This is a genomic window from Bifidobacterium parmae (assembly GCF_002860365.1).
Taxonomy (GTDB): Bacteria; Actinomycetota; Actinomycetes; order Actinomycetales; family Bifidobacteriaceae; genus Bifidobacterium; species Bifidobacterium parmae.
Window position 1 is genome coordinate 39,905 of record NZ_NMWT01000023.1, and the last position, 22,794, is coordinate 62,698.

Here is a 22,794-nt window from a genome sequence, read left to right on the forward strand (position 1 = left end):
GGCGCCGAAGACGAACGGAACGGCGGCATCGGAACCAATGGAACCAAACGAACGGAGACCGCGACGACGGTGAACCACGAACGATCCAAGGAGCAGGACATGGGCGACATGAACGCCGCGACGGGCGAGACGAGGGACCCGGCAACGATCCACCAGCCGGTCCTGCTCGACGACTGCGTGCGACTGGTCACATCCGGCCTCGCCAAGGCCGCCCACCCGGTGGTCGTCGACTGCACGCTCGGCCTCGCCGGTCACGCCACCGCGTTCCTCAAGGCGGCACCGAACGCCCGCCTCGTCGGCATCGACCGCGACGCCGAGGCGCTCGCGCTCGCCACCGAACGCATGGGGCGCGAGGGGCTCGCCGACCGGTTCATCCCCGTGCACGCCGCCTTCGACGAATTCACCGACGCGCTCGACGCGCACGGCATCGGCAGGGTCGACGCCGCCTTCATGGATCTGGGCCTGTCGAGCCTGCAGATCGACGAGACCGACCGCGGCTTCTCCTACTCCCACGACGCGCCGCTCGACATGCGCATGGACGTGAGCCAGCCGCTCACCGCCGCGCGGGTGCTCGCCGAATACGACGAACGCGCCCTGACGCGCATCTTCCGCACCTACGGCGAGGAGAAGTTCTCCAAGCCGATCGCCCGCGAGATCGTCAGACGCCGGCAGGAACACGGCCCGCTGGCCACGTCCGCGCAGCTCAACGCGCTCGTCGACGAGGTGATCCCGAAGGCGCACCGCCCCGCCGGCAATCCGGCGAAACGCGTGTTCCAGGCGTTGCGCATCGAGGTGAACGGCGAACTCGACAAACTCGCGCGCACCCTGCCGCAGATCGCCCTGCGTCTCGGCGCCCACGGCCGGATCGTCGTCGAGTCCTACCACTCATTGGAGGACAAGACCGTCAAATCGTTCATGGCGCAGGGGCTCAAGGCCGACGTGCCGCCCGACATGCCCGTCGTCCCGCCGGACGCCCGCCCGTTCTTCAGGGAGCTGACGCGCGGCGCGCTCAAGGCCGACGAGGCGGAGATCGCGGCGAACCCGCGATCCGCCTCCGTCAGGCTGCGCGCCGTCGAACTGACGAGACCGCTGCCGGAACGCATCATCGAACGATTCGAACGGGACACGCGCCCCGGCGAGACCGCATGCGACGGACGCGGGACGAGCGCCCGCCGCCGACGCGGAGGGAGGAACTGACATGGCCGCATCGGCACGCACCGCGCGCTCCACGAGCGCATCCCGCCGCCCCGAACCGGCGTCCCGTCCCGCGTCCCGCCCCGAACTGCGCGTCGTCGACGGCGGCGCCGACGCCCGGACCGGGCTCGCCGCGGGCCTCGGCAGGTTCATGACCTGGGTGAGGACCCGATCCGCCCCGACCGTGCACATCGTCATCGCGGTGGCGTTCCTCGCCTCCACGCTGATCGGCGCGCTCATGCTGCGCACGCAGATGGTGTCCAACGCGTTCGAGACCTCCCAGCTGGAGACCTCGATCAGCCGGCTCACCCAGGACGTGCAGGACGACCAGGCGAAACTCGACCAGTTGGAGGCATCGCTGCCGCAGAAGGCCAGCGACATGGGGATGGTCCCGCAATCCGGTTCCGTGACCATCGACCTGAACGGATACCAGGAGCCACAGGAAGGCGGCCAGTGATGGGGAAACGCTTCAAGGCGTTCACGCGTGCGCACGGGCTGGACGATTTCATGGTCAAGAGCCTCGTCGTGGGGGTGGTGCTCGCCGTGGTCGCCTCCGTCTGCCTAGGCCGTCTCGCCTGCGTGCAGCTGCTCGAAGGCCGCGCCACCGCGCAGGCCGCCACCAACGCGCGCACCTCCAAAGTCGTCGCCAGCGCCAACCGCGGCAAGATCCTCGACGCGAACGGCACCGTGCTCGCGCAGAGCGTCGAACGCTACGACATCATCGGCGTGCCCGACGCGGCCACCTCGTTCACCCCGGTCGCCTGCGGCTCCAAGCAGGCGGAATCCCTCGGCTACTGCCATGAGATCGACGGCAAGCCGGTCGGCGCGACCGGCGCCGCCGCCGTCGCGCGCCTGCTCGCCCCCATCCTCAAGATGGACGCGATGGAGCTCGGCGCCCTGCTCAACGGCACCGGCCAGTACGTCGTCATCAAGAAGGACGTCACCCCGCAGGTCAAACGCCAGATCGACAAGCTCGGCCTGTACGGCATCGTCTACGGCGAGCTCAGCAGCGAACGCGTCTACGCCGAGAACACGCTGCTCGGCTCCCTCCTCGGCGGCGTCAACGACGAGGGGCACGGGGCCGCAGGCCTCGAACAGACCCTCGACAAGACGCTGAGCGGCACCGACGGGTACACCGTCTACCAGCGGGGCAACGGCGGCGAGGTCATCCCCGGCACCGTCACCGAGTCGAAGGACGCGGTCAACGGCAAGGACGTGACCCTGACCATCGACGCCGACGTGGACTGGTACGTGAAGAAGGTGCTCACCGAAGGCGTCAAATCCAGCAACGCGCAGTGGGGCATCGCCGTCGTCATGGACACGCAGACCGGCGGCATCGTCGCCCTGGAGGACTCCGACCAGATCAAGGCCGGCTCCGACGAGGCGAAGCTGTCCGTATCGCGCGCCGTCAGCCAGACCTTCGAACCAGGCTCCATCGGCAAGGTGCCGGCGCTCGCCGCGATCCTGCAGAACGGCGCGCACAAGATCACCGACAAGTTCACCGTGCCCTACGAGTACACGAAGAGCAACGGCCAGAAGTTCCACGACGCCGTCGAACACGAGACGAAGCACTGGACGCTCGCCGGCATCCTGCAGAACTCGTCGAACGTGGGCATGGTCATGGCCTCCGAGAACGTGACCTCGCAGCAGCGCTACGACATGCTCACCAAGTTCGGCATCGGCCAGCCCACCGGCCTGGACCTGCCCGGCGAGTCGCAGGGCGTGCTCGGCACGCCCGAATCGTGGGACGGCCGCACGAAGGACACGATCCTGTTCGGCCAGGGCTACACGGTCAACGCGCTGCAGCTGACGCGCGCCGTGTCGGTCATCGCGAACGGCGGCGTCATGCGCCAGCCGTCGATCATCAAGTCCGTGACCGACGCGGACGGCCACGTGACCGACGAGACGCACGGCGAGGCGACGCGCGTCATCGACGAGGGCGTGTCGAACGAGATCAAGAACGCGATGGAGTCGGTCGCCGAGGAGTACAAGAACACGGCGAGCGTGAACGGCTACCGCGTCGCGGCGAAGACCGGCACCGCCGAGGTGGTGGGCTCCACGGGCCAGCTCACCTCGATCATCGCCGACTTCTCCGGCATCATCCCCGCCGACAATCCGCGCTACGTCGTGACCGTGGTCATGCTCGACCCGGACGGCATGTATGGTGGTACCACATCCGGCAAGCTGTTCGCGCAGATCGGTGAATTCCTCATGCAGAAGTACGAGGTGCCGACCTCGTCGCCGCGCACGGATGCTATTCCGGTTGAGTGGTAGGACACGGGCGAAAGGGAGAATATGAGCGCAGTGAGCGAGTCCATCATGCAGCGCATGACACTCGGGCATCTCGTCGAACACTACGGGTGGGAGCTGGTGCCGCCGTTCGCGAAGTCCGTGACCGTCACCTCGCTCGCCGACGACGTCGACTCGGTCGTCCCCGGCGCGCTGCTGTGGTCCGAACAGGACCTCGACGTGGAGACGCTGCGCCGCGCCCGCCGCAAGGGCGCGTACGCGGCCATCGTGCCCGAGACCACGCGCGCCAACCTCCCCGAGGCGCCCGACATGCCGATCCTGTACGCGACGCCCACCGACGAGGGGCTCGGCACGCTGGCCGCGCAGATGGCCGGCAACCCGTCCAACACGCTCGCCGTGTTCGCCGTGAGCGCCGGCACGCCGTCCGAAAGCGTCGCGGTCGTCGACAAGCTCGCCCGGTTCCTGCACATGCTCGGCAACCCCGTGGGCGTGATCAGCGTCGGCGGCTCGTACTCGCTGGAACGCCGTCTGGACCTCGACTATCCGCTCGGCGTGCTCGACCTGCAGCGCACGCTCGCCGTGTGCGCGGAGGACGGGGCCGCGGCCGTGGTCATCGCCATGGACGATCTGACCGTCGCCGCGCACGCGCTCGAATCGGTCAGCGTCGACGTGTTCGGATCCGAGACGCCGGCGCCCGCGAACGCGGACCGAGCCGTGATCGAACGCATGCAGGAGGAATACGGGTTCCGCGCCGACGAGCAGATGCGCGTGACCAGCCGCACCGAGGAATCGGACACGCTGGCACGGCTCGCCACCACCGCCGACACGGACGATGAGCGGCGCCGCCTGTCCCTCGCCATCGCCATGGTGCTCGCGGCGGGCGTGCGGCGCAACAACATCAGGAACGCGCTGCGCGTCGCCGGCGACCTCAACTAGCGCGGGCGGATGCACGGGACATAACGGACCACATGGGAAACGACAACGAACGACGGAGGAATGAAGGTTTGACGGACAGCACAATGATGCCGATGACCATCGGGCAGATCGCCGAGGCGACCCGGGGGCGCATCGTCCCGCCCGCACAGGGCGAGGTGCCGGAAGGCGCGGTCGCACGCCACACGGTCAGCGATTCCAGGCAGGTCGGCGAGGGCGGCGTGTTCGTCGCCATCAAGGGCGAACGCGTCGACGGCCACGACTACGTGACGCGCGTGGGCGCCCAGGGCGCCGTCGCCGCGATCGTCGACCACGAGACCGCCGGCGCCGACGTCACCCAGATCGTCGTCGACGACACGGTCGTCGCGCTCGGTGCGCTCGCGAAGCGCAACATCGAGCTGCGCCGCGCCACCGGCGAGCCGTTCACGCTCATCGGACTGACCGGATCGGTCGGCAAGACCACCACCAAGGACCTCCTCAAGACGCTGCTCGCCACGATGGGCGAGACCGTCGCCCCGGTCGGCTCGTTCAACAACGACATCGGCCTGCCGCTCACCGCGTTGACGGTGGGGGAGACCACCCGCTACTTCGTCGCCGAAATGGGCGCCAACCACGTCGGCGAGATCGCCGGACTCACGCGCATCGCCCCGCCGGACATCGCCATCGTGCTCAAGGTCGGCGTCGCCCACCTCGGCGAATTCGGCTCCGTCGAACGCATCGCGCAGGCGAAATCCGAGATCGTGCACGGCCTCGTGCCCGGCGGCACCGCCGTCCTCAACGCCGACGACGCGCACGTCGCCGCCATGGCCGCCATCGCGCCCGGCGACGTCCTGTGGTTCGGCGTCGACCCGGCCCACGCCGGCGAGGACTCGCTCACCGCGCGCGACGTGACCTGCGACGCGTCCGACCGCGCCTCGTTCACGCTCGCCGCCGCCGACGGCCGGGAGACGCACGTGACGATGGGCATCCCCGGCGCGCACAACGTGATGAACGCGCTCGCCGCCGCCACCGTCGCCCGCCGGCTCGGCATGGACCTCGACGCGATCGCCGCGACGCTCGGCGGGCAGACGCGCATCAGCCCGCACCGCATGGCCGTCTCCACGGTGCGCGAGGGCGACGCCGAATTCACGCTCATCGACGACTCGTTCAACGCGAACCCCGATTCGATGAAGGCCGGCATCGACGGCCTCGCCCGCTGGGGCGCCGGCCGCGAAGCCGAACCCTACCGCGTGGCCGTGCTCGGCGCGATGCTCGAACTCGGCGGCGACGAACGGGGCCTGCACCGCGGCATCGGCGAATACGCCGCCCGCGCCGGCGTCGACCGGGTCATCGCCGTCGGCTCGCCGACCGATCCGGAGTTCGACGCGCTCGCCGCCTCGATCGCGCAGGGCGCGACGCAGGCGGGCATGGATGCGGACGCCGTCGCGCAGGTGCACGACACCGACGCGGCCGACGCGCTCGTGCGCGCCGCCGCACGGGAGCACGCCGGCACCGTCGTGCTGCTCAAGGGGTCGCACGCCTCCGGACTGAGCGCGCTCGCCGCGCGCTGGACGCCGGACGCGTGACGCCGGGAATCCGGGACATACGGGAGAACGCCGGGGCGCAGGCCCCGGCGAGGGAACAGACAGAACAAAGGAACAGCAAGTGATCGCGCTCATCATTGGAATGCTCGTGTCGTTGGTCGTCATGTTGGCCGGCACGCCGATGCTCATCCGCCTCGTGCACAAGCTGCACTACGGCCAGTACATCCGTCAGGACGGCCCGCAGTCGCATCTGGTCAAGCGCGGCACGCCGACGCTCGGCGGCGTCGTCATCAACCTCGCCATCCTGCTCGGCTGGGCCGCCTCCGCGCTCTACCGCTACCTGCACAGCGGCGACGTGCCCTCCTGGTCCGCGGTGCTCGTGCTGTTCGCCATGCTCTCCATGGGCCTGCTCGGCTTCATCGACGACTTCGCCAAGGTCCGCAAGAAGCAGAACGAGGGCCTGACCGTGCGCGGCAAGTTCATCGGCCAGTTCATCTTCGCCACCATCTACGCGGTGCTCGCGCTCCTCATCCCCACCAAGAACGGGTTCCCCAGCGCGCAGGCCGGCATGAGCTTCATCGAGAAGCCGTTCCTGAGCTTCGACTTCGCCGGCCGCGCCGTCGCCATCGTCATCTTCGTGATCTGGGTGAACTTCCTCATGGCCGCGTGGACGAACGCGGTGAACCTCACCGACGGCCTCGACGGCCTCGCCGCCGGCTCCTCGATGATCGCGTTCACCGGCTACGGCGTCATCGCGTTCTGGGAGAGCTACCACCTGAAGGGCGCCGGCCACTACGGCTTCGCCTACGGCGTCTCCGACCCGCTCGACCTCACCATCATCGCCGTGTGCGCGGCCGTCGCCTGCATCGGGTTCCTGTGGTACAACACGAACCCGGCCGAGATCTTCATGGGCGACACCGGCTCGCTCGCGCTCGGCGGCCTGTTCGCCGCGCTCTCCATCGCCACGCACACCGAGTTCCTCGCCGTCATCATCGGCGGCCTGTACGTCATCGAGGCGATGAGCGACGTCATCCAGGTCGGCTACTTCAAGGCCACGCACAAGCGCGTGTTCAAGATGGCGCCCATCCATCACCACTTCGAGCTGTGCGGATGGCAGGAGTCGAAGGTCGTCGTGCGCTTCTGGATGATCGAGCTCATGTTCGTGCTCATCGGCCTCGTCGTCTTCTACGGCGACTGGGTGACCCGCTCCGGCCTGCTGTTCGGCTGATCCGGGCGTATCCCGGCGCATCCGGAACGTTTCCCGGACCGGGCGTTCCCGCGTAACATTCGATTGGAATAATGCCGCTGGAACCGCGGGGCGCCCGTCGCGCGCCGCGGACATCATGCGGACATCCTAAGGGGGATCAAGACATGGACATCACAGGAAAGACCGTCGTCATCGCCGGACTCGGCGTGTCGGGCACGTCGCTGGCGGAGGTGCTGCGCGAGCGCGGCGCGCACGTGATCGGCGTCGACGAGCGCAAGCCGGAGGCGGACCTCCACTCGTTCGACGTGATCGACTGGGATACGGTCGACTACGTCATGTCGTCGCCCGTGTTCAACCCGCGCACGCCGTTCGTGCTCGAGGCGCAACGCCGCGGCATCCCGGTGATGAGCGAGGTCGAGTTCGCGTGGCGTCTGCGCGTCGACTCGGCGCGCACCGGCCGCCCCGCCGGCTGGATCGGCATCACCGGCACCAACGGCAAGACGTCCACCACCGAGATGACCTCCGCGATGCTCACCGCCTGCGGTCTCGACGCGCCGTGCGCCGGCAACATCGCCTCCGGCAACATGGCGATGTCGCTGTCGCGCTGCGCCACCAACCCCGCACACGACGTGCTGTGCGTCGAACTGAGCTCGTTCCAGCTGCACTTCACCGACTCGCTCGCGCTCGACTGCGCCGCCATCACCAACATCGCCGACGACCACCTCGACTGGCACGGCGGCCGCGAGAACTACGCGGCCGACAAGGCGAAGGTGTTCCACGGCGTCAAGCGCGCGCTCGTCTACAACGCGGACGACGCGCTCGTCACCGCCAAGGCCGAAGCCGCCGAACCCGCCCCCGGATGCCTCAAGGTCGGGTTCACGCTCCACGAGCCCGAGGCCGGCCAGATCGGCGTCGCCGACGGCTGGATCGTCGACAGGAGCGGCGTCGCCGGCGGCGAGCCCGGCGAGGCGACGCGCGTCGCGCCCATCGCCGAATTCACGCATCTGACCGAACCCGACGGCACCATCTACCCGCATCTGCTCGCCGACGCGCTCACTGCGCTCGCGCTCGTGCTCGGCTACGGCGCCGACAAGGCGAAGGCGCTGGAGGCGCTGAAGGCGTTCCATCCGGGCGGCCACCGCATCGAGACCGTCGCCGCCACCGCCGCCGACGCGCAGGGCCGCACGATCCGCTTCGTCGACGACTCGAAGGCGACGAACGCGCACGCCGCCAACGCCTCGCTCACCAGCTTCGCCGACGGCTCCGTCGTGTGGATCGCCGGAGGCCTCGCCAAGGGCAGCCGGTTCGAGCGGCTCGTCGCCGACCGCAAGGCCACGATCAAGGCGGCCGTCATCATCGGCAGGGACCAGCGGCCCATGCTCGACGCGTTCGCCGCCTCCGCGCCCGACACGCCGCTCACCGTCATCGACCCCGAGCCGAACGGCACGGTGATGGACCGCGCGGTCGAAGCCGCCGGCGCCTACGCCGAACCCGGCGACGTGGTGCTCATGGCGCCAGCCTGCGCGTCGATGGACCAGTTCGTCTCCTACGCCGACCGCGGCAACCGCTTCGCCGAAGCCGCCCGCCGCTGGGTGAAGGCGCATGGCGAAGACTGACCGCGACAATCCCGGCATCCGCAGCCTGTTCAACCCGCTGTGGTGCTATCACGGCTTCCGCATGTCCGTGCTGGGGCTGAGCGTCTTCGGCGTGATCATGGTGTTCTCGTCGTCCGCCGTCTCCTCGGCGTCGGAGGGCAAATCGCCGTTCACCGATTCGCTCAGCCAGGTCATCGTGTGCGTCGTCGGTCTGATGGCCGGCATGATCGTCAGCATGCTCCCGGTGGACATGTACAGAAGGTCCGCGTTCGCCGTCATGGTCGGGGCGCTGGGCCTCCAGGCGCTCACCTTCACGCCGCTCGGCGTCGGCCAGTACGGCAACAACGGCTGGATCGCCGTCCCCGGCACGTCGGGCACCTTCCAGCCGGCGGAGGTCACCAAGCTCGCGTTGTGCGTGTGGATGCCGTCCGCGCTCATCGCCGCGCGCCGCATCCTCGGCGACCGCGCCCGCCGCACCACGTGGAAGGATGTGGTCTCCGCCTACCGCGGCGTCATCATCGTGTACGGCGCCGCCCTGGTGCTCGTCGTCGGAGGCAAGGACCTCGGCACCGCGATGATCGTCATGCTCATCGGCTTCGTCGCCCTGCTCGTCTCCGGCTTCCCGGGCGGCAAGCTCGCCGTGATCGCCGGCGTCGGCGTCGGCGTCGTGATCGCATTGGTCGCGTCCAGCCCCAACCGGCGCGAACGCGTGCTCGCCGCCTACATGCCGTGCACCGGCTCCGACGCGCAGGAGATCTGCTACCAGTCGACGCACGCCCGCTACGCGATCGCCTCCGGCGGGTTCCTCGGCGTCGGCCTCGGCAACTCGCGCGAGAAATGGAACTACCTGCCCGCCGCGCACAACGACTTCATCTTCGCGATCATCGGCGAGGAGACCGGATTCGTCGGCTGCGCGATGGTGATCCTCATCTTCGTGATCCTCGGCTGGTGCCTCCTGTTCAGCGCCATGCAGGCGAAGGACCGCTACAGCGCGATCGCGCTCATGTGCGTCGCCACCTGGTTCGTCGGACAGGCGCTCGTCAACATCGGCGTCGTCGTCGGCATCTTCCCGGTGTTCGGCGTGCCGCTGCCGTTCGTCTCATCCGGCGGCTCGTCGATGCTCGCCTGCCTGATAGCCTCCGGATTCGCCGCCGGGCTGATGCGCCAGCAGCCGCAGGTCAAGGCGGACACGTCCCGCCTGTAGCCGCCGCCGGCGGCCTCCGCCCTGCGGTCGGCGCCGGTCGCGCGGACCGTTTCTCGCGCGTCGCCGCCGGGCGGACCACGCGCATGACTATGCTCGTTACCCATGAAGCATATCGTCCTCGCCGGCGGCGGCACCGCCGGACACGTCAACCCGCTGCTCTCCGTCGCCGACGCGATCCGGGGAATCGAACCGGACGCGAAGGTGACGGTCGTCGGCACGGCCGTCGGGCTGGAGAAGGATCTCGTGCCCGCCGCCGGATTCGAACTCGACACGATCGAGAAGGTGCCGTTCCCGCGACGCCCCAACCTCTACATGCTGCGGTTCCCCGCCAAATGGAAGGCGGAGACGCGCAAGGTGCGCGGCATCCTCGAAGCGCGCGGGGCCGACGTGGTCGCCGGATTCGGCGGATACGCCTCCGCGCCCGTCTACGCGACCGCGCACCGCATGGGCCTGCCCATCGTCATCCACGAGCAGAACGCGCGCGCCGGCATGGCCAACAAGCTGGGCGCCCGCTGGGCGGACTTCATCGGCACCGTGTACGACGGCAGCGGGCTGAAACCCGGCAAGGGCGGAAGCATCGAACGCGTCGGCCTGCCGCTCAGGCCCGCCATAGCCTCGCTCGTGCGCGAACTGGAGAAGGACCGCGCCGGGGCCCGACGCCGCGCGGCCGCCGAACTCGGCGTCGACCCGGACCGTCCGCTCGTGCTCGTCACCGGCGGCTCGCTCGGCGCGGTCAACCTCAACCGCGCGGTCGCCGCCGCGGCGGGCGACATCCTCGCGCACGCGCAGGTCGTGCATCTCACCGGCCGCGGCAAGGCGGACGAGGTGCGCGACCTCGTCCGCGTCAACGCGGGCGAAGGCCACCTCGCGGGCCTGCGCTTCAACGACGGCGTCGCGGCCGGCGACGGCGACTATCACGTCGCCGAATACCTGGAACGCATCGACCTCGCGTTCGCGTGCGCCGACCTCGTGATCTGCCGCTCCGGCGCGGGCACCGTCGCCGAACTCACCGCGCTCGGCCTGCCCGCCGTCTACGTGCCGCTGCCCATCGGCAACGGCGAGCAGCGGTTCAACGCGCAGCCGGTCGTCGACGCGGAAGGCGGCGTCATGGTCGCCGACGCCGACATGACCCCCGCATGGGTGCGCGAACACGTCCCCGCGCTGCTCGCCGACCCGGAACGTCTCGCCGCCATGGGCGCGAAGGCCTGGGAGTACGGCATCCGCGACGCGGCCGACACGATGGCGCGCCGCATCCTCGCCCTCGCCGGCACCGGCCGCAGGTAGATTGGCCAGATCCGGCTGCAGGCAGTCCGGCCGCCGGTCGGCCGAGTAGACCGGCACGGCATATCCGACCATAATGGAACAGGCCCGTCTCCGCGCGATCGCGGCCGGGCCGGAGATTTTTCCCACAAGGAGCACGTTTCGTGAGCGCAGACAGCACATCGTCCATCATCCTCGACCCCGCACGCGCGGCCTTCTCCCCGGAGGAGACCACCGACGCGTTGGGAGCCACGCACTTCATCGGCATCGGCGGCGCCGGCATGTCCGTCCTCGCGGAGATGCTCCACGAGCGCGGCGTGAAGGTCACCGGCTCCGACCGCGAACGCAGCGCCAAGACCGACCGTCTCACGTCGCTCGGCATCGCCGTCGCGTTCGGCCAGAAGGCCGAGAACGTGGCCGACGCCGACACCATCGTCTATTCGAGCGCCATCAAGCCCGACAACCCGGAGATCGTCGCCGCGCACGGCTCCGACAAGCGCATCGTGCACCGCAGCGACATCCTCGCCCTGCTCATGCACGGCAAGCGCGCCGTCACCGTGGCCGGCGCGCACGGCAAGACCACCACCAGCTCGATGCTCGCCCACAGCCTCGAACACTGCGGCGAGGAGCCGAGCTACGCGATCGGCGGCTCCATCCAGGGCCCCGACGGCACCACCATCGACGGCGGCCACGTCGGCGCCGGCGCGGCGCTCGTCGCCGAAGCCGACGAATCCGACGGCAGCTTCGAGAAATACCGTCCCGAGATCGCGATCATCACCAACTGCGAAGCCGACCATCTCGACCATTACGGCGACGAGGCGCACTACCGCGCCGCGTTCGTCGAACACGCGGGGCATGCGACCGGACACGTCGTCATCTGCGCCGACGACGCCGACGCGCTCGCCGTGCTGCGCGCCCTCGACCCGACCGTCGCCGCGCGCGCCATCGCCTACGGCACCGCCGATCCGGCCGCCGTCGGCGACCTCAACGGCGCCGCCTACGTGCACATCGAATCGGAGAACGAGACCGCCGGGACCGGCGCCGAGCATTTCACGCTGCACCTGCCCGAAGCGGTGACCGGCGGCGACCCGGTCGACCAGCCGGTCACGCTCGCCGTGCCCGGACTGCACAACGCGCGCAACGCGGCCGCCGCGCTCTCCGCCGCCGTGCTGCTCGGCGTCGCGCCGGCCGCCGCGGCCGACGCGATCGCGTCGTTCCGCGGCGCCGCACGACGCTTCCAGGTCCGCGGCGTCGTCAAGCAGGTCACCGTCGTCGACGACTACGCGCATCACCCCACCGAGATCGCCGCGCTGCTCGACGCCGCGCGCCGCCGCTACCCGCAGTCGACGATCCGCGTGCTGTTCCAGCCGCACCTGTTCAGCCGCACGAAGTTCTTCGCGCGCGAGTTCGCCGAGGCGCTCGCCAAGGCCGACGACGTGATCGTCACCGGCGTGTTCCCGGCGCGCGAGAAGCAGGAGGACTTCCCCGGCGTGGGGCCGCTCACCATCGTGCGCGAGTCGCAGGGCATGACCGGCGTCGAGTTCCGCGCCGTCGACGACATGAACCTCGCGGCGCGCATGATGGCCATGCGCGCGCACCACGGCGACGTCGTGTTCACCGTGGGCGCGGGCGACATCACCGACATGGACGAGGTGATCCTGCACGCGCTCGAAGCCCACCGCGAAAGCTGCGAGTGATGGCCGGACGCGTCGTCAGATCGGACGGCGGCGACAAGCCTGCCGCCGCCGGATCCGGCAGAGTCTCCGGGGCCGGCAAGACCGGCAGGGTCGCCGGATCGTCCGCATCCGCGGGCGCCGAATCCTCCGGCAGGTCGCGGCGTGTCGCCGGCACAGGGGTCGAACGCGTCGGCACCGGCGCGTCGGGACGGCGCAGGACCGTCTCCGCGCGAAGCCCCGAATCCGTCGTCGGGCGCGGGGGAGAGGCCCGCAAGCCGCGTCGCATGGTCGGCGAGGCCGGTTCGCGCGAACCGGTGTCCCGCTCCGAACCCGGACAGTTCGTCGACGCGCGCCGGCTCGCCAGCGAGGACCTCGTCGCCCGGACGCTGCAGGAGAACTCCGGTACGCTCGGACTCGCCACACGCCCCAAGGTCGTGGACTTCAAGGCGCGCGCCAAGGAACGCAAACGCGTCGGCGCGCGCATCATCGCATTGCGCGTGGGCGTCGCGATCCTCGTGACCGCGCTCGTCGTCGGACTCGGATGGCTGCTGTTCCTCTCGCCCGTGCTGCGGCTCGACGCCGCGCAGGTGACCGTCTCCGGCGCCAACGAGTGGGTGAGCGAACGGCAGGTGCGGCAGATCGTGGACGGACAGACCGGCAAGTCGCTGCTGCTCGTCGACACGAACGCGATGACCGACGAGATGACCGCCATCGCCGGCGTGAGCCGCGCGGAGGCGGTGAAGAAGTACCCGCACGGGCTCGCCGTGACCATCAAGGCGCAGCGGCCCGCGGCCATGCTCAAGGAGAAGGGTTCGGACGCGCTGACCGCGGTCGACGCGAAGGCGCGCGTCCTCAACTCGGTCTCCGCGAACGCCTCCGTGGCGGGCGTGCCGGTGATCGACGTGGGCGACGTGGACGCCGGACTCAAGAGCCGTGCCGTCAAGGAGACGCTCACGATACTCGATTCGCTGCCCGAGTCGCTGCGCAAGCAGATCACCAAGGTGACCGCCAAGACGCAGGACTCAGTGACCACCGAACTGAACGGCGGCGAGCATGTGATCGTGTGGGGCAACTCGTCGGAGCTCAAGCTCAAGAAGGCCGTCGTCGACAAGATCCTGTCCGACCCGAACGTGATCGGCGACAAGACGCAGATTGACGTGTCCGCGCCGCTGAGGCCGGTGCTGCGCTGAGCGGTGCCAGGCGTTGCCGGTGCCGCGCTGGATGGTGACGCGCTGGATGGTGACGCCGGCACTGCGCTGACAGCGTAAGGTGCGGGCGGCTGTTTTGCGGTTTCGGCGATGCGGGTGTATTCTGAAAAGTCCGGTCGCAAGGCCGGAGCTTGATAATTCAAGAATGGGGTCGATCGGTTTCGACGGTGACCTGTTCGTCGCAGGGAAGCGTGCCGAGAACGCCGGGTCCGCTCGTGGATGCCCCCGGCAAAAGAATAAGTGCTAAATCTAACCGCACTGAGTTCGCTCTCGCTGCCTGAGCTTTGCGCCAGGATTAACCAGTGAGCAGCCGCTCCGTTCACTCCTCCTCGTCCTTGGGAGGATGCTGAGCGTCGTTAAGAGGACTTGCTGATGTGATCGAGTCACAGGGTCGCATCGGGACTTTTACTGCGAATATGCCCGCCAACGGTTGTCCGCGACATAGTTGGGAGCAGAAAAACCGCCGCATGGCCAGCGGACTACGCACGTAGAAGACTGAGGGTACGGTCACCGGACCGGGGTTCAATTCCCCGCGACTCCACGGTTCCGCAAGCGCGGAAAACAGCCGCTTTTCCTTACGAGAGTAGGGGAGAGCGGCTTTTTCATATTTCTTAATATTTCACGGTTTTTCGTGTTTTTTCAAAAGAATGTGCCCAAAATGTGCCCAAAAAACAGGTGACGTGAAGGCTGTGCAGGCAGAAGTGTCTCCTGTCGGAAACGGGTGAGGCGACCGGCAGACGATGATCTTTCGGCAAGAATGACGAAACCGCCCCGGCTCCCCACGCATGTTGCGGGGAGTCGGGGCGGTTTCGGGTCACTTGCCGTTGAGGCGCATGGGTGAGTATGCGGTGCCGAAGGCGGAGGCGATGACGCCGGCCGCGGCGGAGACGTAGGCTCCGATCTGCGGGTCGCCGAACACGGTGATGCCGGCGCCGACGATGCCGGCGACGAGCGTCACGATGTAGATGACGGTGCGTACGCGGTCGTCGAACACGGGCGTGTACGTGGTGGAGGGGGCCGGAGCCTCGACGTGTTCGCTCTGATCGATGGCGGATGTGTCGGTCGGGTAGGTGGTGGGGTTGTCGACGGCGGTGGTGATGGTGTCGGCTGTGTCGGTGGTGTGTGCGGCGTGGTCTGCCATGATGGATCCTTTCGCTGGGTGGGGGTTTAGAAGCGGCCGGTGTTGAGCCGGGTTTGGAGGGCGCGTACGGTGGCTGGGCCGAAGCTCGCGTCCTGCTTGACGCCCAGATGGCCCTGGATGGCCTTGATGGTCTTCGGTCCGAGGAGCCCGTCACGCTTGAGGCCGAGCGTGCGCTGCACGGCGCCGATGAGCTGCGAGCCCTGGCCCCCGTAGGAGACGGCGCTCGTGTCGAGCGCGGGCCTCCAGTAGGTCCTCTCGTCGGGGACGGCCTGGCCGCTGATGATCCCGTCGACCGGGGTGCCCATGACCGCCTGCCATTTGCGCACGGTCGCCGGACCGCACGAGCCGTCCACCTTGAGCGGTCCCGTCGTGGTGGTCGGCGCGGCACCGTACCTGAGGTAGCAATTCCACGGATACGAGTAGTAGCCGCGGATGTTGGTCTCGCGGCCGGTCTGGTCGCCCGCGGCTCCTCCCGACGCACGGCCTCGTTCATCGATGCTGGCCTGGGCGAGCATGCCACCGCCGAGATACACGGCGACGTGGTGAACGTCGTTGAGGAGAATGTCGCCGGGGCGGGGGTTGCCGTCGGCGGGCAGGCGCCGCCAGCCGCGCGCGGTCAGATTGCTCGACAGGTTGCCCGTATAGGTCGCGCCGCCCGTGTCGAAGCCCGCCTCCCTGAGGGCATAGATGACGAGGCTGGAGCAGTCGCATTCGCCTCCGGGCTTGATGTCCCAGCGGTTCGACTGGTCATAGCCGAGGGACACCGTCTGACACCAGTAGCGCATGCGGTTGATGAGTGTGTTCAGATTGCCCATACCTAGGCCTCCTTCCCATCGTCGGTGTCATCGGTGGTGTAGGCGAGCGCCTTTTCGGATGCGAGTTCGCTCATGGGCTGGATTGTGTCGGGCGGCAGGCTGTCGCCCTGTGGCTGGGTGAATGGCTCATCGGCCATGATGTCCTCCTTGATGGTGATGTGGATAGGATGGAGCCCCTCGGCCGTGCGGCTTCGGGGCTTGGAATAACGGCCGCTCCAATGACGGGGCGGAGCGGGATACGGACGGGCGTGGCCGGCGGCCAGCTCGTCGAGCCTTTCGATCCATGCGACGAGCAGGACGAGCAGCAGGACCGTGAGCACAGGGATGAGCATGGCGACGGCGAGTCTCACAGGCTCATCGCCCCCAACGCGAACGTGAGCCCCACGAGGGCGGAGATAAGCAGGACGCCGATGCCGGCGAGCGCGATGAGCAGGTCGGTGATGGGTGGTCTCATTCGGGATCTTCCTTGGCGTGGGCTTCGATCATTTCGTCGCGATAGTGTTTGCCGACGCCGTTGCCTCCGAGTGCGGCGTAGGCGTCATAGGCGGCGTCGACGCGGGTTTTGACGGGGGTGGGGACGGGTTTGCCGTTTTCGACGGTCTGGGCGTGGAGGCGTGCGATTTTGTCGAAGAGGAGCGCTTTGAGGGCGTCGTCGACGATCAGGCCGTGTGCGTCGCGTTTGCGGTTTTCTTCGTCGAGGTGGTCGAGGCGGCGGGTGAGTGTCTGCTGGTAGGCGGTGGGCTTGTGGTCGAGCCGGTCGCACACCCATTTCATGAGCACGCCGATCGCGCCGGAGCACGCGCCGACGAGGGCGACGAGGATCGCGATGAAGCCTTCGGACATGGGGCATCCTTTCGTGGTAATCCCACACGCGTCATGCCGGCGGATGGACCGTCGGCCGTGTGGGATTTTCCGGGAGTTGGAGTAATGCTGTTGGAGGAGTTCTGGGAGACCCGTTTCGAGCTGTATTGCCGCGGGACGCTGCGCGAAAGCACGCTGGTCGGGTATGAGAGCGCGTGGCGACGGCACATCCGCCCCGCGTTCGGCGGCAGGGAGCTGCCGGAGATCACGGTGGAGATGGTGGACGCGTGGCTGGCGGGTTTCGAGCGTCCGGGGGCGGCGCGCAAGGCGTGGGCGGTATTGCGCGCGATGCTCCGCCGCGCGATCCGCTGGGGCTTGCTCGATGAAGACATCACGCGCCGTGACATCCGCCTGCCGCAGAAGCGCCGCTACGAGCCGCGATTGCTGACCGTCAGGCAGACGCGCGACCTGCTGCGCGGCTTCTGGGGCCACGATCTCGAAGCATGGCTGATATGCGCCGCCTCGTGCGGGCTCAGGACGGAAGAGGGACTGGGCCTCGAATGGGCGGACATCGATTTGCGGCGCGGCGTCCTCCACGTGGAGCGGGGACTCCAATGGGTCGCCGGCCACGAGTGCATTGTGGAGCCGAAGACCGAGCTGAGCCGGCGCACGCTCCCCCTGCCCCGCTTCGCGGTCAAACGCCTCCGCGAGCTCAAACCCCGCAACGAGGGCCGTCTCATCGGCGAGCTCACGCCCCCGCAGGTCGCGCGGGCATACGCGGCATGGTGCAAGCGGCATGGGCTGCCGAACGTGCCCGCCCGCAACCTGCGCCACTCATGGGCCACCAACGCTTTGCACGCGGGAGCGGACATCGCCGTGGTCAGCCGCATGCTCGGACACGCGGACATCAAGACCACCGCCCAGTACTACTTGAGGCCCGACATCACGGCCCTGCGCGACGCGCAGCGGCTCTACGAGCGAGCCCTAATCGGCTGAGGGTTTCGCTAACCCAGCCGTTGCTGACCGCGAAGTTCAAGTGGCAGGATTCGGGCAGCTTCAGGCCGGACGGGTACGGCGGGGCCATGCGGATTCTCGTGGACAGGTCGAACCGTCTGCTGCATGTGGACCTGTCGGGCTTCCAGAGCACTGTCACCCTGTCCGACACCTTCCCCGTGTTCCTATACGATTCGGGCGTCCGCCCGTCGGCGGACATCCAGCTGGGCTGCCTGTGGTCGCTGCCGTCCGGCATGTGGGGCAAGCAGGCCATCTGGCAGACGGACGGGAAGATCGCCGTCATCGGCAACATGACGAACGGCGACCGGTGCATCCACACGCCGAAGACGCTGCCCATCCCCGACGGGGTGACATTCGCCTAGACCTCGGTCGCGGCGGTCGAGGTGATGGTGACGCCGGTCGGAACCGGGATGAGGTTGGGCATCGGCCGAATCAGGTCGCCGGCGTTGATCTCGGGGCCGATGCTCACGGTGCCATCGGTGTTGAGCGTGATTTCCCGGCCGATGGTACCGTTGTCCAGAATCGCCTGTCCCAGCCCCAGATTACTGGACGGCCAGATCTTTCCGTTATTCGGCAGATAGCATTGATATCGGCCTACCTTCACCGTCGCCTTGAACGGAGTCAAGTCCACCCGTATCAGGCGTTGGACGGGATTGTAGAGCAACCGGTTCGCGCCGCCATACTGGAAGGACGTAAAGGAAACCTCGGACTGCATCCTGAAACCGAACTCGAGCCAGCGTGACGTCTGGGTTAGCGAATCCCACACGTCGCTGATGGGCAGGAGGACGCTGACGAGGGTGTCGATGCCGGTGATGGTGATGCCGTCGAGGTTGACGCGGCAGAGGGGCAGGTCGGCGACGATGGCTCCGTCCGCGATGATGCCGGTCTCGTATGTGGGGTCCGCGGGCGTGCCGGTGCTGACGGGCGTGCCTTTCAGCGCCGTGAGGGTGACGGTCTCCACGCCGGTGGTCTTGTCCATCGAATAGCGGGCCACGATCAGGTCGCGGCGCTGCTGGCCTTGGGAGCCGGATTGGATGTTCACGTCGGTGGGCGCGTCGATGAAGATGTGCCGTCCCTGCAGGAGCAGATCCCATTCGGGGATGGTGATGTTGTTCGCGTCCTTCGCGGTCGGCTTGTCGAGGTAGCCGCGTGTTTTGAGCAGGCAGTTGCCGGTGCCGAACGCGCCCATGTGGAGGAGCGCGTCCTGTTGGCTGGTGACGTGCGGCTGGTCGCCGCCCCACGAGCCGGTGACGAGTACGGCGCCCATGGTCACATCCCCTTCCCGTCGTTCTTGCTAGTGAGCGCGTTGAGCCATGCGTCGAAGTTCTTGTCTTGGTTCTCGGCGAATTGGAGGTATTCCTTGTAGTCGGTGCCGCAGAACAGGAGGTGTTTCTCGTTGTTGTTGCGGTCGATTCGTGTGATGTCGTGCCAGTCCGGGCTGGCGGTCTCGGACGGGTCGACGTATTCTTTGACGCCGCATCCGGGGCGGTCGCATTCGTATTGGGTGATGTTCGTGGTTTTGGCCATGGTGGGGTCCTTTCGGTTGGGTGTGGGGTCAGGCTTCTTCGTCGGGCCAGTCGTAGGAGCCGGCTTCGTAGGTGGTGTTGGTGATGCCGTTGGCGAGTTTGACGACGATGCGGACGATGGGTGAGGTGACTCCGACGCCGGTGGTCGTGTCGTATGCTTTGGCTTTGTCGTCGATGTGGAGGTCGATGTCGTCGGGGATGGTGAGGTCGATGGTGCCTTGTTTCCAGAGTTCTTTGAGTTTGTCGCGGGTTTTGTTGGAGAGGTCGGCTCCTTCGCTGGTGGTGAGTTCGTAGGTTTGTGTGATTTCGCGGTCGCCGGTGAGGGATTGGGTCTGGCTGATGGTGCCGTTGGCGGACGCGTACCAGTGGGTGACGGCGCGGGCTTTGAGTTCGCCTTTGCCGAGGCCGATGAGGTGGTTGATTTGCGTGTATGCGCGTTCGGCGGTGAAGTCGATGCGTTGGTCGCTGTCCGTGCCTTCGTAGGTGGTGGCGTTCACCGCTTCGAGGCGGCATGTGTCGCCGGTGTAGGTGAGTGCGAGGCGTGCGCCGGCGCCGGTGAGCATCATGCGCAGTCCGTCCCATGCGGTGCAGTACCGGTGGAACGTGTAGGAGCCTATGGTGATGCCGCTTGGCGTGGCGGGCACGGTGAACGTGGAGGCGAGGCCGACGCGGTTGACGATGGTCTTGATGATGGCGTTGGCGTCGCCGTTCATGGTGAGCCGGTCCTGGCCGTTGTCGGGTTGGATGATCTTGCCGGCGAGGATGCCGTGCCAGGTGCGGCCGGTGTACGTGTAGTCGGCGTGGCCGTCCTGCATGTCGACTTTGACGCCGTCGATGCGGCCGCCGTGTTCGGTGCCTTCGATGCCGATGTAGCAGCCGTCGGTGAGGATGAGGCCGGGGGTGGCGTGGGTGAGTTCGAAGTCGTTGCCTTGGTCGCCGTATTGGAGGTCGAGTGTGGGGGCGACGAGTTCGCCTTGCGGCACGTGCTGCGTGTCGGTCCAGGTCACGTCCATGGCAGTCCCGTCCTTTCGAGCCAGTATTCGATGTCGAAGCCGAAGCTTTCGTCCCAGCTGACGGTGTTGCGTCCGGGTGGGATGGTCGCGAACGCGTATTCTCCGGCCGCCTGGTTTCGGTGGAGTGTGGCGAACACGTTGGTCTTGTCGCCGTTGGCGGCGACGAGGGTCGCGGTGCGGGGCGTGCCGGTCCCGTCGATGACGAGGTAGCCGCCGGACGGTATGGTCACGTCGGCGATGATCCTGTTCGCGCCGATGATGATGGTGGGGGTGGCCGCGGGCCCGTAGATGGTGATCTTCGCCCGGGACGGCAGGGCGCTGTCGTTGTCGATGACGCCGACCTGCCGTGACGGCATGTAGTCGTACCGGTAGTCGTGCGGGTAGTCCTTGCCGGACGTGTACCGGGCGGTGCTCCGGTCGAACGACTGGGTGACGGGCTTGTGCCAGACGCCGTCGAGGAGGGCGATGGTGAGTTCCACGCGGGTCAGTTGGGGGCTGACGTAGTCGGGTTCGCATCCGGTGACGAGCGCGTTCTGCCGCCACCCGTCCACGTCGAGCAGGCCGGGCGTGGCCTGCTCTTCCGTGTAGGCGCGCATGTCCGCGTCGAAGCGGGCTTCGGCCGTGTCGAGTCTGGTCTTGTCTCGGCACAGGGCGGTGACTTTGACGGTGCGGGCGGGTCTGGTGGCGGTCAGGCTCCGGTAGCCGAGGCTGGTGTTCCAGCTGCGGGTGCGTGGCTCCATGATCTGGCCGACCATGAGACCGTCCGGATCGTTCAGACTGACCGCGGTCCCGTCTGCGCGGTCGCGTGCGGCGGCGGGGATGTAGACGAGGGTTTTCACCGCAGGGCCTCCTTGGTGAGTCGTTGGAAGTCGCGTTTGCCGATGGTGGGCGCGTACGCGGCGATGGTGGGCCCGATCTCCTCGCGGAAGGCTCGCAGCTCGGCGACGACGGCCTGGTTGGATTCGATGAGGGTCGTGTTGGGCTGCTGGTAGAACACGGGGGCGGCGGCGATCTTCTCGCCTGGCGTGTAGCGCATCGCGTTCACGGAGTCCATGAAGCCGACGCCGTAGTGGTCGACGGCGCGCGCCTTCATCATGTATTCGCCGCGTGACGCCCAGATGAGGTTCGAGTCGGACACCTTCGAGCCGATGCCGCCCAGCAGGCCGGACGGGTAGCCGCCTCCCGCGTACTTGGGGATGCCTTTCCCGCCGATCTGTCCGCCGGTCGCGTAGCCGATGATGCCGCCGTGCGCCTTGGATTCCTTGGCGGCCACGTTCACGCTGAACACCTTGCCGAGGATGCTGTTGACAGACCCCCAGAAACTGGACGTGTCCGCTCCCACGGAGATCGTCTTGTCCTTGATCTTCGTGTTCTCCACGGCCTTCGCGGCCGCCTTGAACGGCCCGTTGTCGCCGCTGATGCGCCCGGTCTTCTGGTCGATCTTCCAGCCGTTGGCCTCGGCGACCTTGGCGAGCAGGTCGCTGCCGTCGCCGACCAGATAGCCGGTCTTGGGGTCAATGGTCGCGCCGTTCGCGATGGCGAGCGCGATGTCGTACTGGCTGGAGTCGAGGGTGACGGTGCCGGTCTTGGAGTCGACGGGGAGTCCGTTGACGGCGGCGATGGCCGCGATGGCGTCCTTGTTGTCGCCTCCGATCTTGACGGTGCCGTCCGGCAGTGTCTCCACGGTCACGCCGAGTTGTTGGAGTTGGCCTTCGGCTTCGCCGGTGTCGGCGTTCACGTTGACGATCTTGCTGTCGGGCACCATGCCGATGCTTTTCGCCAGGCGTTCGAACTCGTCGGAGCTCAATCCGGCGGCCGTGGCGGCGGCTTCGGCGGCTTCCGGGGTCATGCCCATGGCCTGCGCGGCCTCGATGTACTTCTCCTTGGCGGTGTTCAATGTGTCGTTGATCTCGTCCATCGAACTGCCGTTGCGGGCCTGTGCTTCGGCGGCCTTCATCGCGCTGTCGGCGATGTCGTTCAACGCCGACTGGTTGTTGCGGCCGGCCTCGGTGTTGAGGTCGAGTGTCTGTCCGTTCTCCTGCGCGGCCTTGGTGGCCTTGTCGAATGAGTCGTGCATGGAGATCAGCGCGTCGGACGCGCTCGTGGAGAACCCGTAGTAGGTGGACAGGGCGCTGGTGACCTCGCCCAACGCGGCGGCCTGCTCGTTGATGCCGTCGGTGGTCGCGTTGAAGTTGCCGGCGAGGATGCTGGCCGCGTCCGCCGCCTGATTGGACGCGTCGGCGATCTCGTNNNCGCCGNCNGCGNCTTCTGGTTCTCCGGCAGCTGTTCGGTGGCGGAAATGATCGTCTTGTTGCTGGATTGCGCGGCCTCGTTGAGTTTCTTGGCGAAGCCGTTCATCTCCTGCGGATTGACGACGAGCAGGTCCACATCATCGCCAGAGACGATGTCCATGGCGTTCTTGAGATCCGCCGCG

At 67.8% G+C, this 22,794-nt stretch carries 22 protein-coding genes and 1 other RNA gene; 14 read left to right on the top strand and 9 right to left on the bottom strand.

Annotated features, from left to right (window positions below; all coding sequences use genetic code 11):
• The first annotated feature begins 108 nt into the window (after positions 1-108).
• The 12 genes from rsmH (at position 109) to ssrA (ending at position 14,594) form a co-directional block, all read left to right on the top strand.
• Positions 109-1,197 (top strand): 16S rRNA (cytosine(1402)-N(4))-methyltransferase RsmH, encoded by a 1,089-nt coding sequence (gene rsmH / locus Uis4E_RS07885; RefSeq protein WP_101622662.1) that lies wholly within the window; start codon positions 109-111, stop codon positions 1,195-1,197.
• Between the two features lies 1 nt (position 1,198).
• The gene (gene ftsL, locus Uis4E_RS07890) at positions 1,199-1,651 is read left to right on the top strand and encodes a cell division protein FtsL (RefSeq protein WP_165784913.1); all 453 of its coding nucleotides are present in this window, start codon (positions 1,199-1,201) and stop codon (positions 1,649-1,651) included.
• A complete protein-coding gene (locus Uis4E_RS07895; RefSeq protein WP_101622634.1) occupies positions 1,651-3,468 on the top strand; it encodes a peptidoglycan D,D-transpeptidase FtsI family protein in 1,818 nt (605 codons plus the stop codon). Before ftsL ends, Uis4E_RS07895 begins: the two co-directional genes overlap by 1 nt.
• Before the next feature lie 21 nt (positions 3,469-3,489).
• A complete protein-coding gene (locus Uis4E_RS07900; RefSeq protein ID WP_101622635.1) occupies positions 3,490-4,380 on the top strand; it encodes a UDP-N-acetylmuramyl peptide synthase in 891 nt (296 codons plus the stop codon).
• Positions 4,381-4,463: 83 nt separating this feature from the next.
• On the top strand, positions 4,464-5,942 hold the full coding sequence (locus Uis4E_RS07905; protein ID WP_101622636.1) for a UDP-N-acetylmuramoyl-tripeptide--D-alanyl-D-alanine ligase: 1,479 nt from the start codon (positions 4,464-4,466) through the stop codon (positions 5,940-5,942).
• A 79-nt stretch (positions 5,943-6,021) separates the two neighbouring features.
• Positions 6,022-7,128 (top strand): phospho-N-acetylmuramoyl-pentapeptide-transferase, encoded by a 1,107-nt coding sequence (mraY, locus tag Uis4E_RS07910; protein WP_101622637.1) that lies wholly within the window; start codon positions 6,022-6,024, stop codon positions 7,126-7,128.
• A 143-nt stretch (positions 7,129-7,271) separates the two neighbouring features.
• The gene (gene murD, locus Uis4E_RS07915; RefSeq protein ID WP_101622638.1) at positions 7,272-8,723 is read left to right on the top strand and encodes a UDP-N-acetylmuramoyl-L-alanine--D-glutamate ligase; all 1,452 of its coding nucleotides are present in this window, start codon (positions 7,272-7,274) and stop codon (positions 8,721-8,723) included.
• A complete protein-coding gene (locus Uis4E_RS07920; protein WP_101622639.1) occupies positions 8,710-9,906 on the top strand; it encodes a peptidoglycan glycosyltransferase FtsW in 1,197 nt (398 codons plus the stop codon). Before murD ends, Uis4E_RS07920 begins: the two co-directional genes overlap by 14 nt.
• Before the next feature lie 102 nt (positions 9,907-10,008).
• On the top strand, positions 10,009-11,190 hold the full coding sequence (locus Uis4E_RS07925; protein WP_101622640.1) for a UDP-N-acetylglucosamine--N-acetylmuramyl-(pentapeptide) pyrophosphoryl-undecaprenol N-acetylglucosamine transferase: 1,182 nt from the start codon (positions 10,009-10,011) through the stop codon (positions 11,188-11,190).
• Positions 11,191-11,330: 140 nt separating this feature from the next.
• Positions 11,331-12,863, top strand: a complete 1,533-nt coding sequence (gene murC / locus Uis4E_RS07930; RefSeq protein WP_101622641.1) for a UDP-N-acetylmuramate--L-alanine ligase — start codon at positions 11,331-11,333, stop codon at positions 12,861-12,863.
• Positions 12,863-14,032: a cell division protein FtsQ/DivIB gene (locus tag Uis4E_RS07935; RefSeq protein WP_101622642.1), complete on the top strand. Its 1,170-nt coding sequence runs from the start codon at positions 12,863-12,865 to the stop codon at positions 14,030-14,032. Before murC ends, Uis4E_RS07935 begins: the two co-directional genes overlap by 1 nt.
• A gap of 165 nt (positions 14,033-14,197) precedes the next feature.
• Positions 14,198-14,594, top strand: a transfer-messenger RNA (tmRNA) gene (gene ssrA / locus Uis4E_RS07940).
• Positions 14,595-14,864: 270 nt separating this feature from the next.
• On the opposite strand, the gene Uis4E_RS07945 is transcribed toward ssrA, so the two are convergent.
• The 4 genes from Uis4E_RS07945 to Uis4E_RS07960 all read right to left on the bottom strand — a co-directional run bounded on the left by Uis4E_RS07945 (position 14,865) and on the right by Uis4E_RS07960 (position 16,849).
• Positions 14,865-15,191: a hypothetical protein gene (locus Uis4E_RS07945; protein ID WP_243394447.1), complete on the bottom strand. Its 327-nt coding sequence runs from the start codon at positions 15,189-15,191 to the stop codon at positions 14,865-14,867.
• A gap of 26 nt (positions 15,192-15,217) precedes the next feature.
• On the bottom strand, positions 15,218-16,006 hold the full coding sequence (locus Uis4E_RS07950; RefSeq protein ID WP_101622643.1) for an endolysin-like domain-containing protein: 789 nt from the start codon (positions 16,004-16,006) through the stop codon (positions 15,218-15,220).
• A 2-nt stretch (positions 16,007-16,008) separates the two neighbouring features.
• Positions 16,009-16,356, bottom strand: a complete 348-nt coding sequence (locus tag Uis4E_RS07955; RefSeq protein WP_101622644.1) for a hypothetical protein — start codon at positions 16,354-16,356, stop codon at positions 16,009-16,011.
• Positions 16,357-16,456: 100 nt separating this feature from the next.
• Positions 16,457-16,849, bottom strand: coding sequence for a hypothetical protein (locus Uis4E_RS07960; RefSeq protein ID WP_101622645.1), 393 nt, complete (start codon positions 16,847-16,849; stop codon positions 16,457-16,459).
• 84 nt (positions 16,850-16,933) lie between these two features.
• Between Uis4E_RS07960 and Uis4E_RS07965 the strand changes: the two genes are divergently transcribed.
• Both Uis4E_RS07965 and Uis4E_RS07970 read left to right on the top strand, forming a co-directional pair.
• A complete protein-coding gene (locus tag Uis4E_RS07965) occupies positions 16,934-17,803 on the top strand; it encodes a tyrosine-type recombinase/integrase (RefSeq protein ID WP_101622646.1) in 870 nt (289 codons plus the stop codon).
• 86 nt (positions 17,804-17,889) lie between these two features.
• The gene (locus Uis4E_RS07970) at positions 17,890-18,183 is read left to right on the top strand and encodes a hypothetical protein (RefSeq protein WP_165784914.1); all 294 of its coding nucleotides are present in this window, start codon (positions 17,890-17,892) and stop codon (positions 18,181-18,183) included.
• Here Uis4E_RS07970 and Uis4E_RS07975 read toward each other — a convergent pair.
• Genes Uis4E_RS07975 through Uis4E_RS07995 form a run of 5 tightly spaced genes read right to left on the bottom strand, consistent with a single transcriptional unit; the run spans position 18,180 to position 22,509 of the window.
• Positions 18,180-19,088, bottom strand: a complete 909-nt coding sequence (locus tag Uis4E_RS07975; RefSeq protein WP_101622648.1) for a hypothetical protein — start codon at positions 19,086-19,088, stop codon at positions 18,180-18,182. The genes Uis4E_RS07970 and Uis4E_RS07975 overlap by 4 nt on opposite strands.
• Positions 19,089-19,090: 2 nt before the next feature.
• A complete protein-coding gene (locus tag Uis4E_RS07980) occupies positions 19,091-19,348 on the bottom strand; it encodes a hypothetical protein (protein ID WP_101622649.1) in 258 nt (85 codons plus the stop codon).
• Between the two features lie 28 nt (positions 19,349-19,376).
• Entirely contained in the window at positions 19,377-20,360 is a 984-nt protein-coding gene (locus Uis4E_RS07985; protein ID WP_101622650.1) for a hypothetical protein, read from the bottom strand.
• Positions 20,351-21,199 (bottom strand): hypothetical protein, encoded by an 849-nt coding sequence (locus tag Uis4E_RS07990; RefSeq protein WP_243394449.1) that lies wholly within the window; start codon positions 21,197-21,199, stop codon positions 20,351-20,353. Before Uis4E_RS07990 ends, Uis4E_RS07985 begins: the two co-directional genes overlap by 10 nt.
• Positions 21,196-22,509: a hypothetical protein gene (locus Uis4E_RS07995; RefSeq protein WP_101622651.1), complete on the bottom strand. Its 1,314-nt coding sequence runs from the start codon at positions 22,507-22,509 to the stop codon at positions 21,196-21,198. The genes Uis4E_RS07990 and Uis4E_RS07995 overlap by 4 nt, the downstream gene beginning before the upstream one ends.
• Positions 22,510-22,794: the final 285 nt, after the last annotated feature.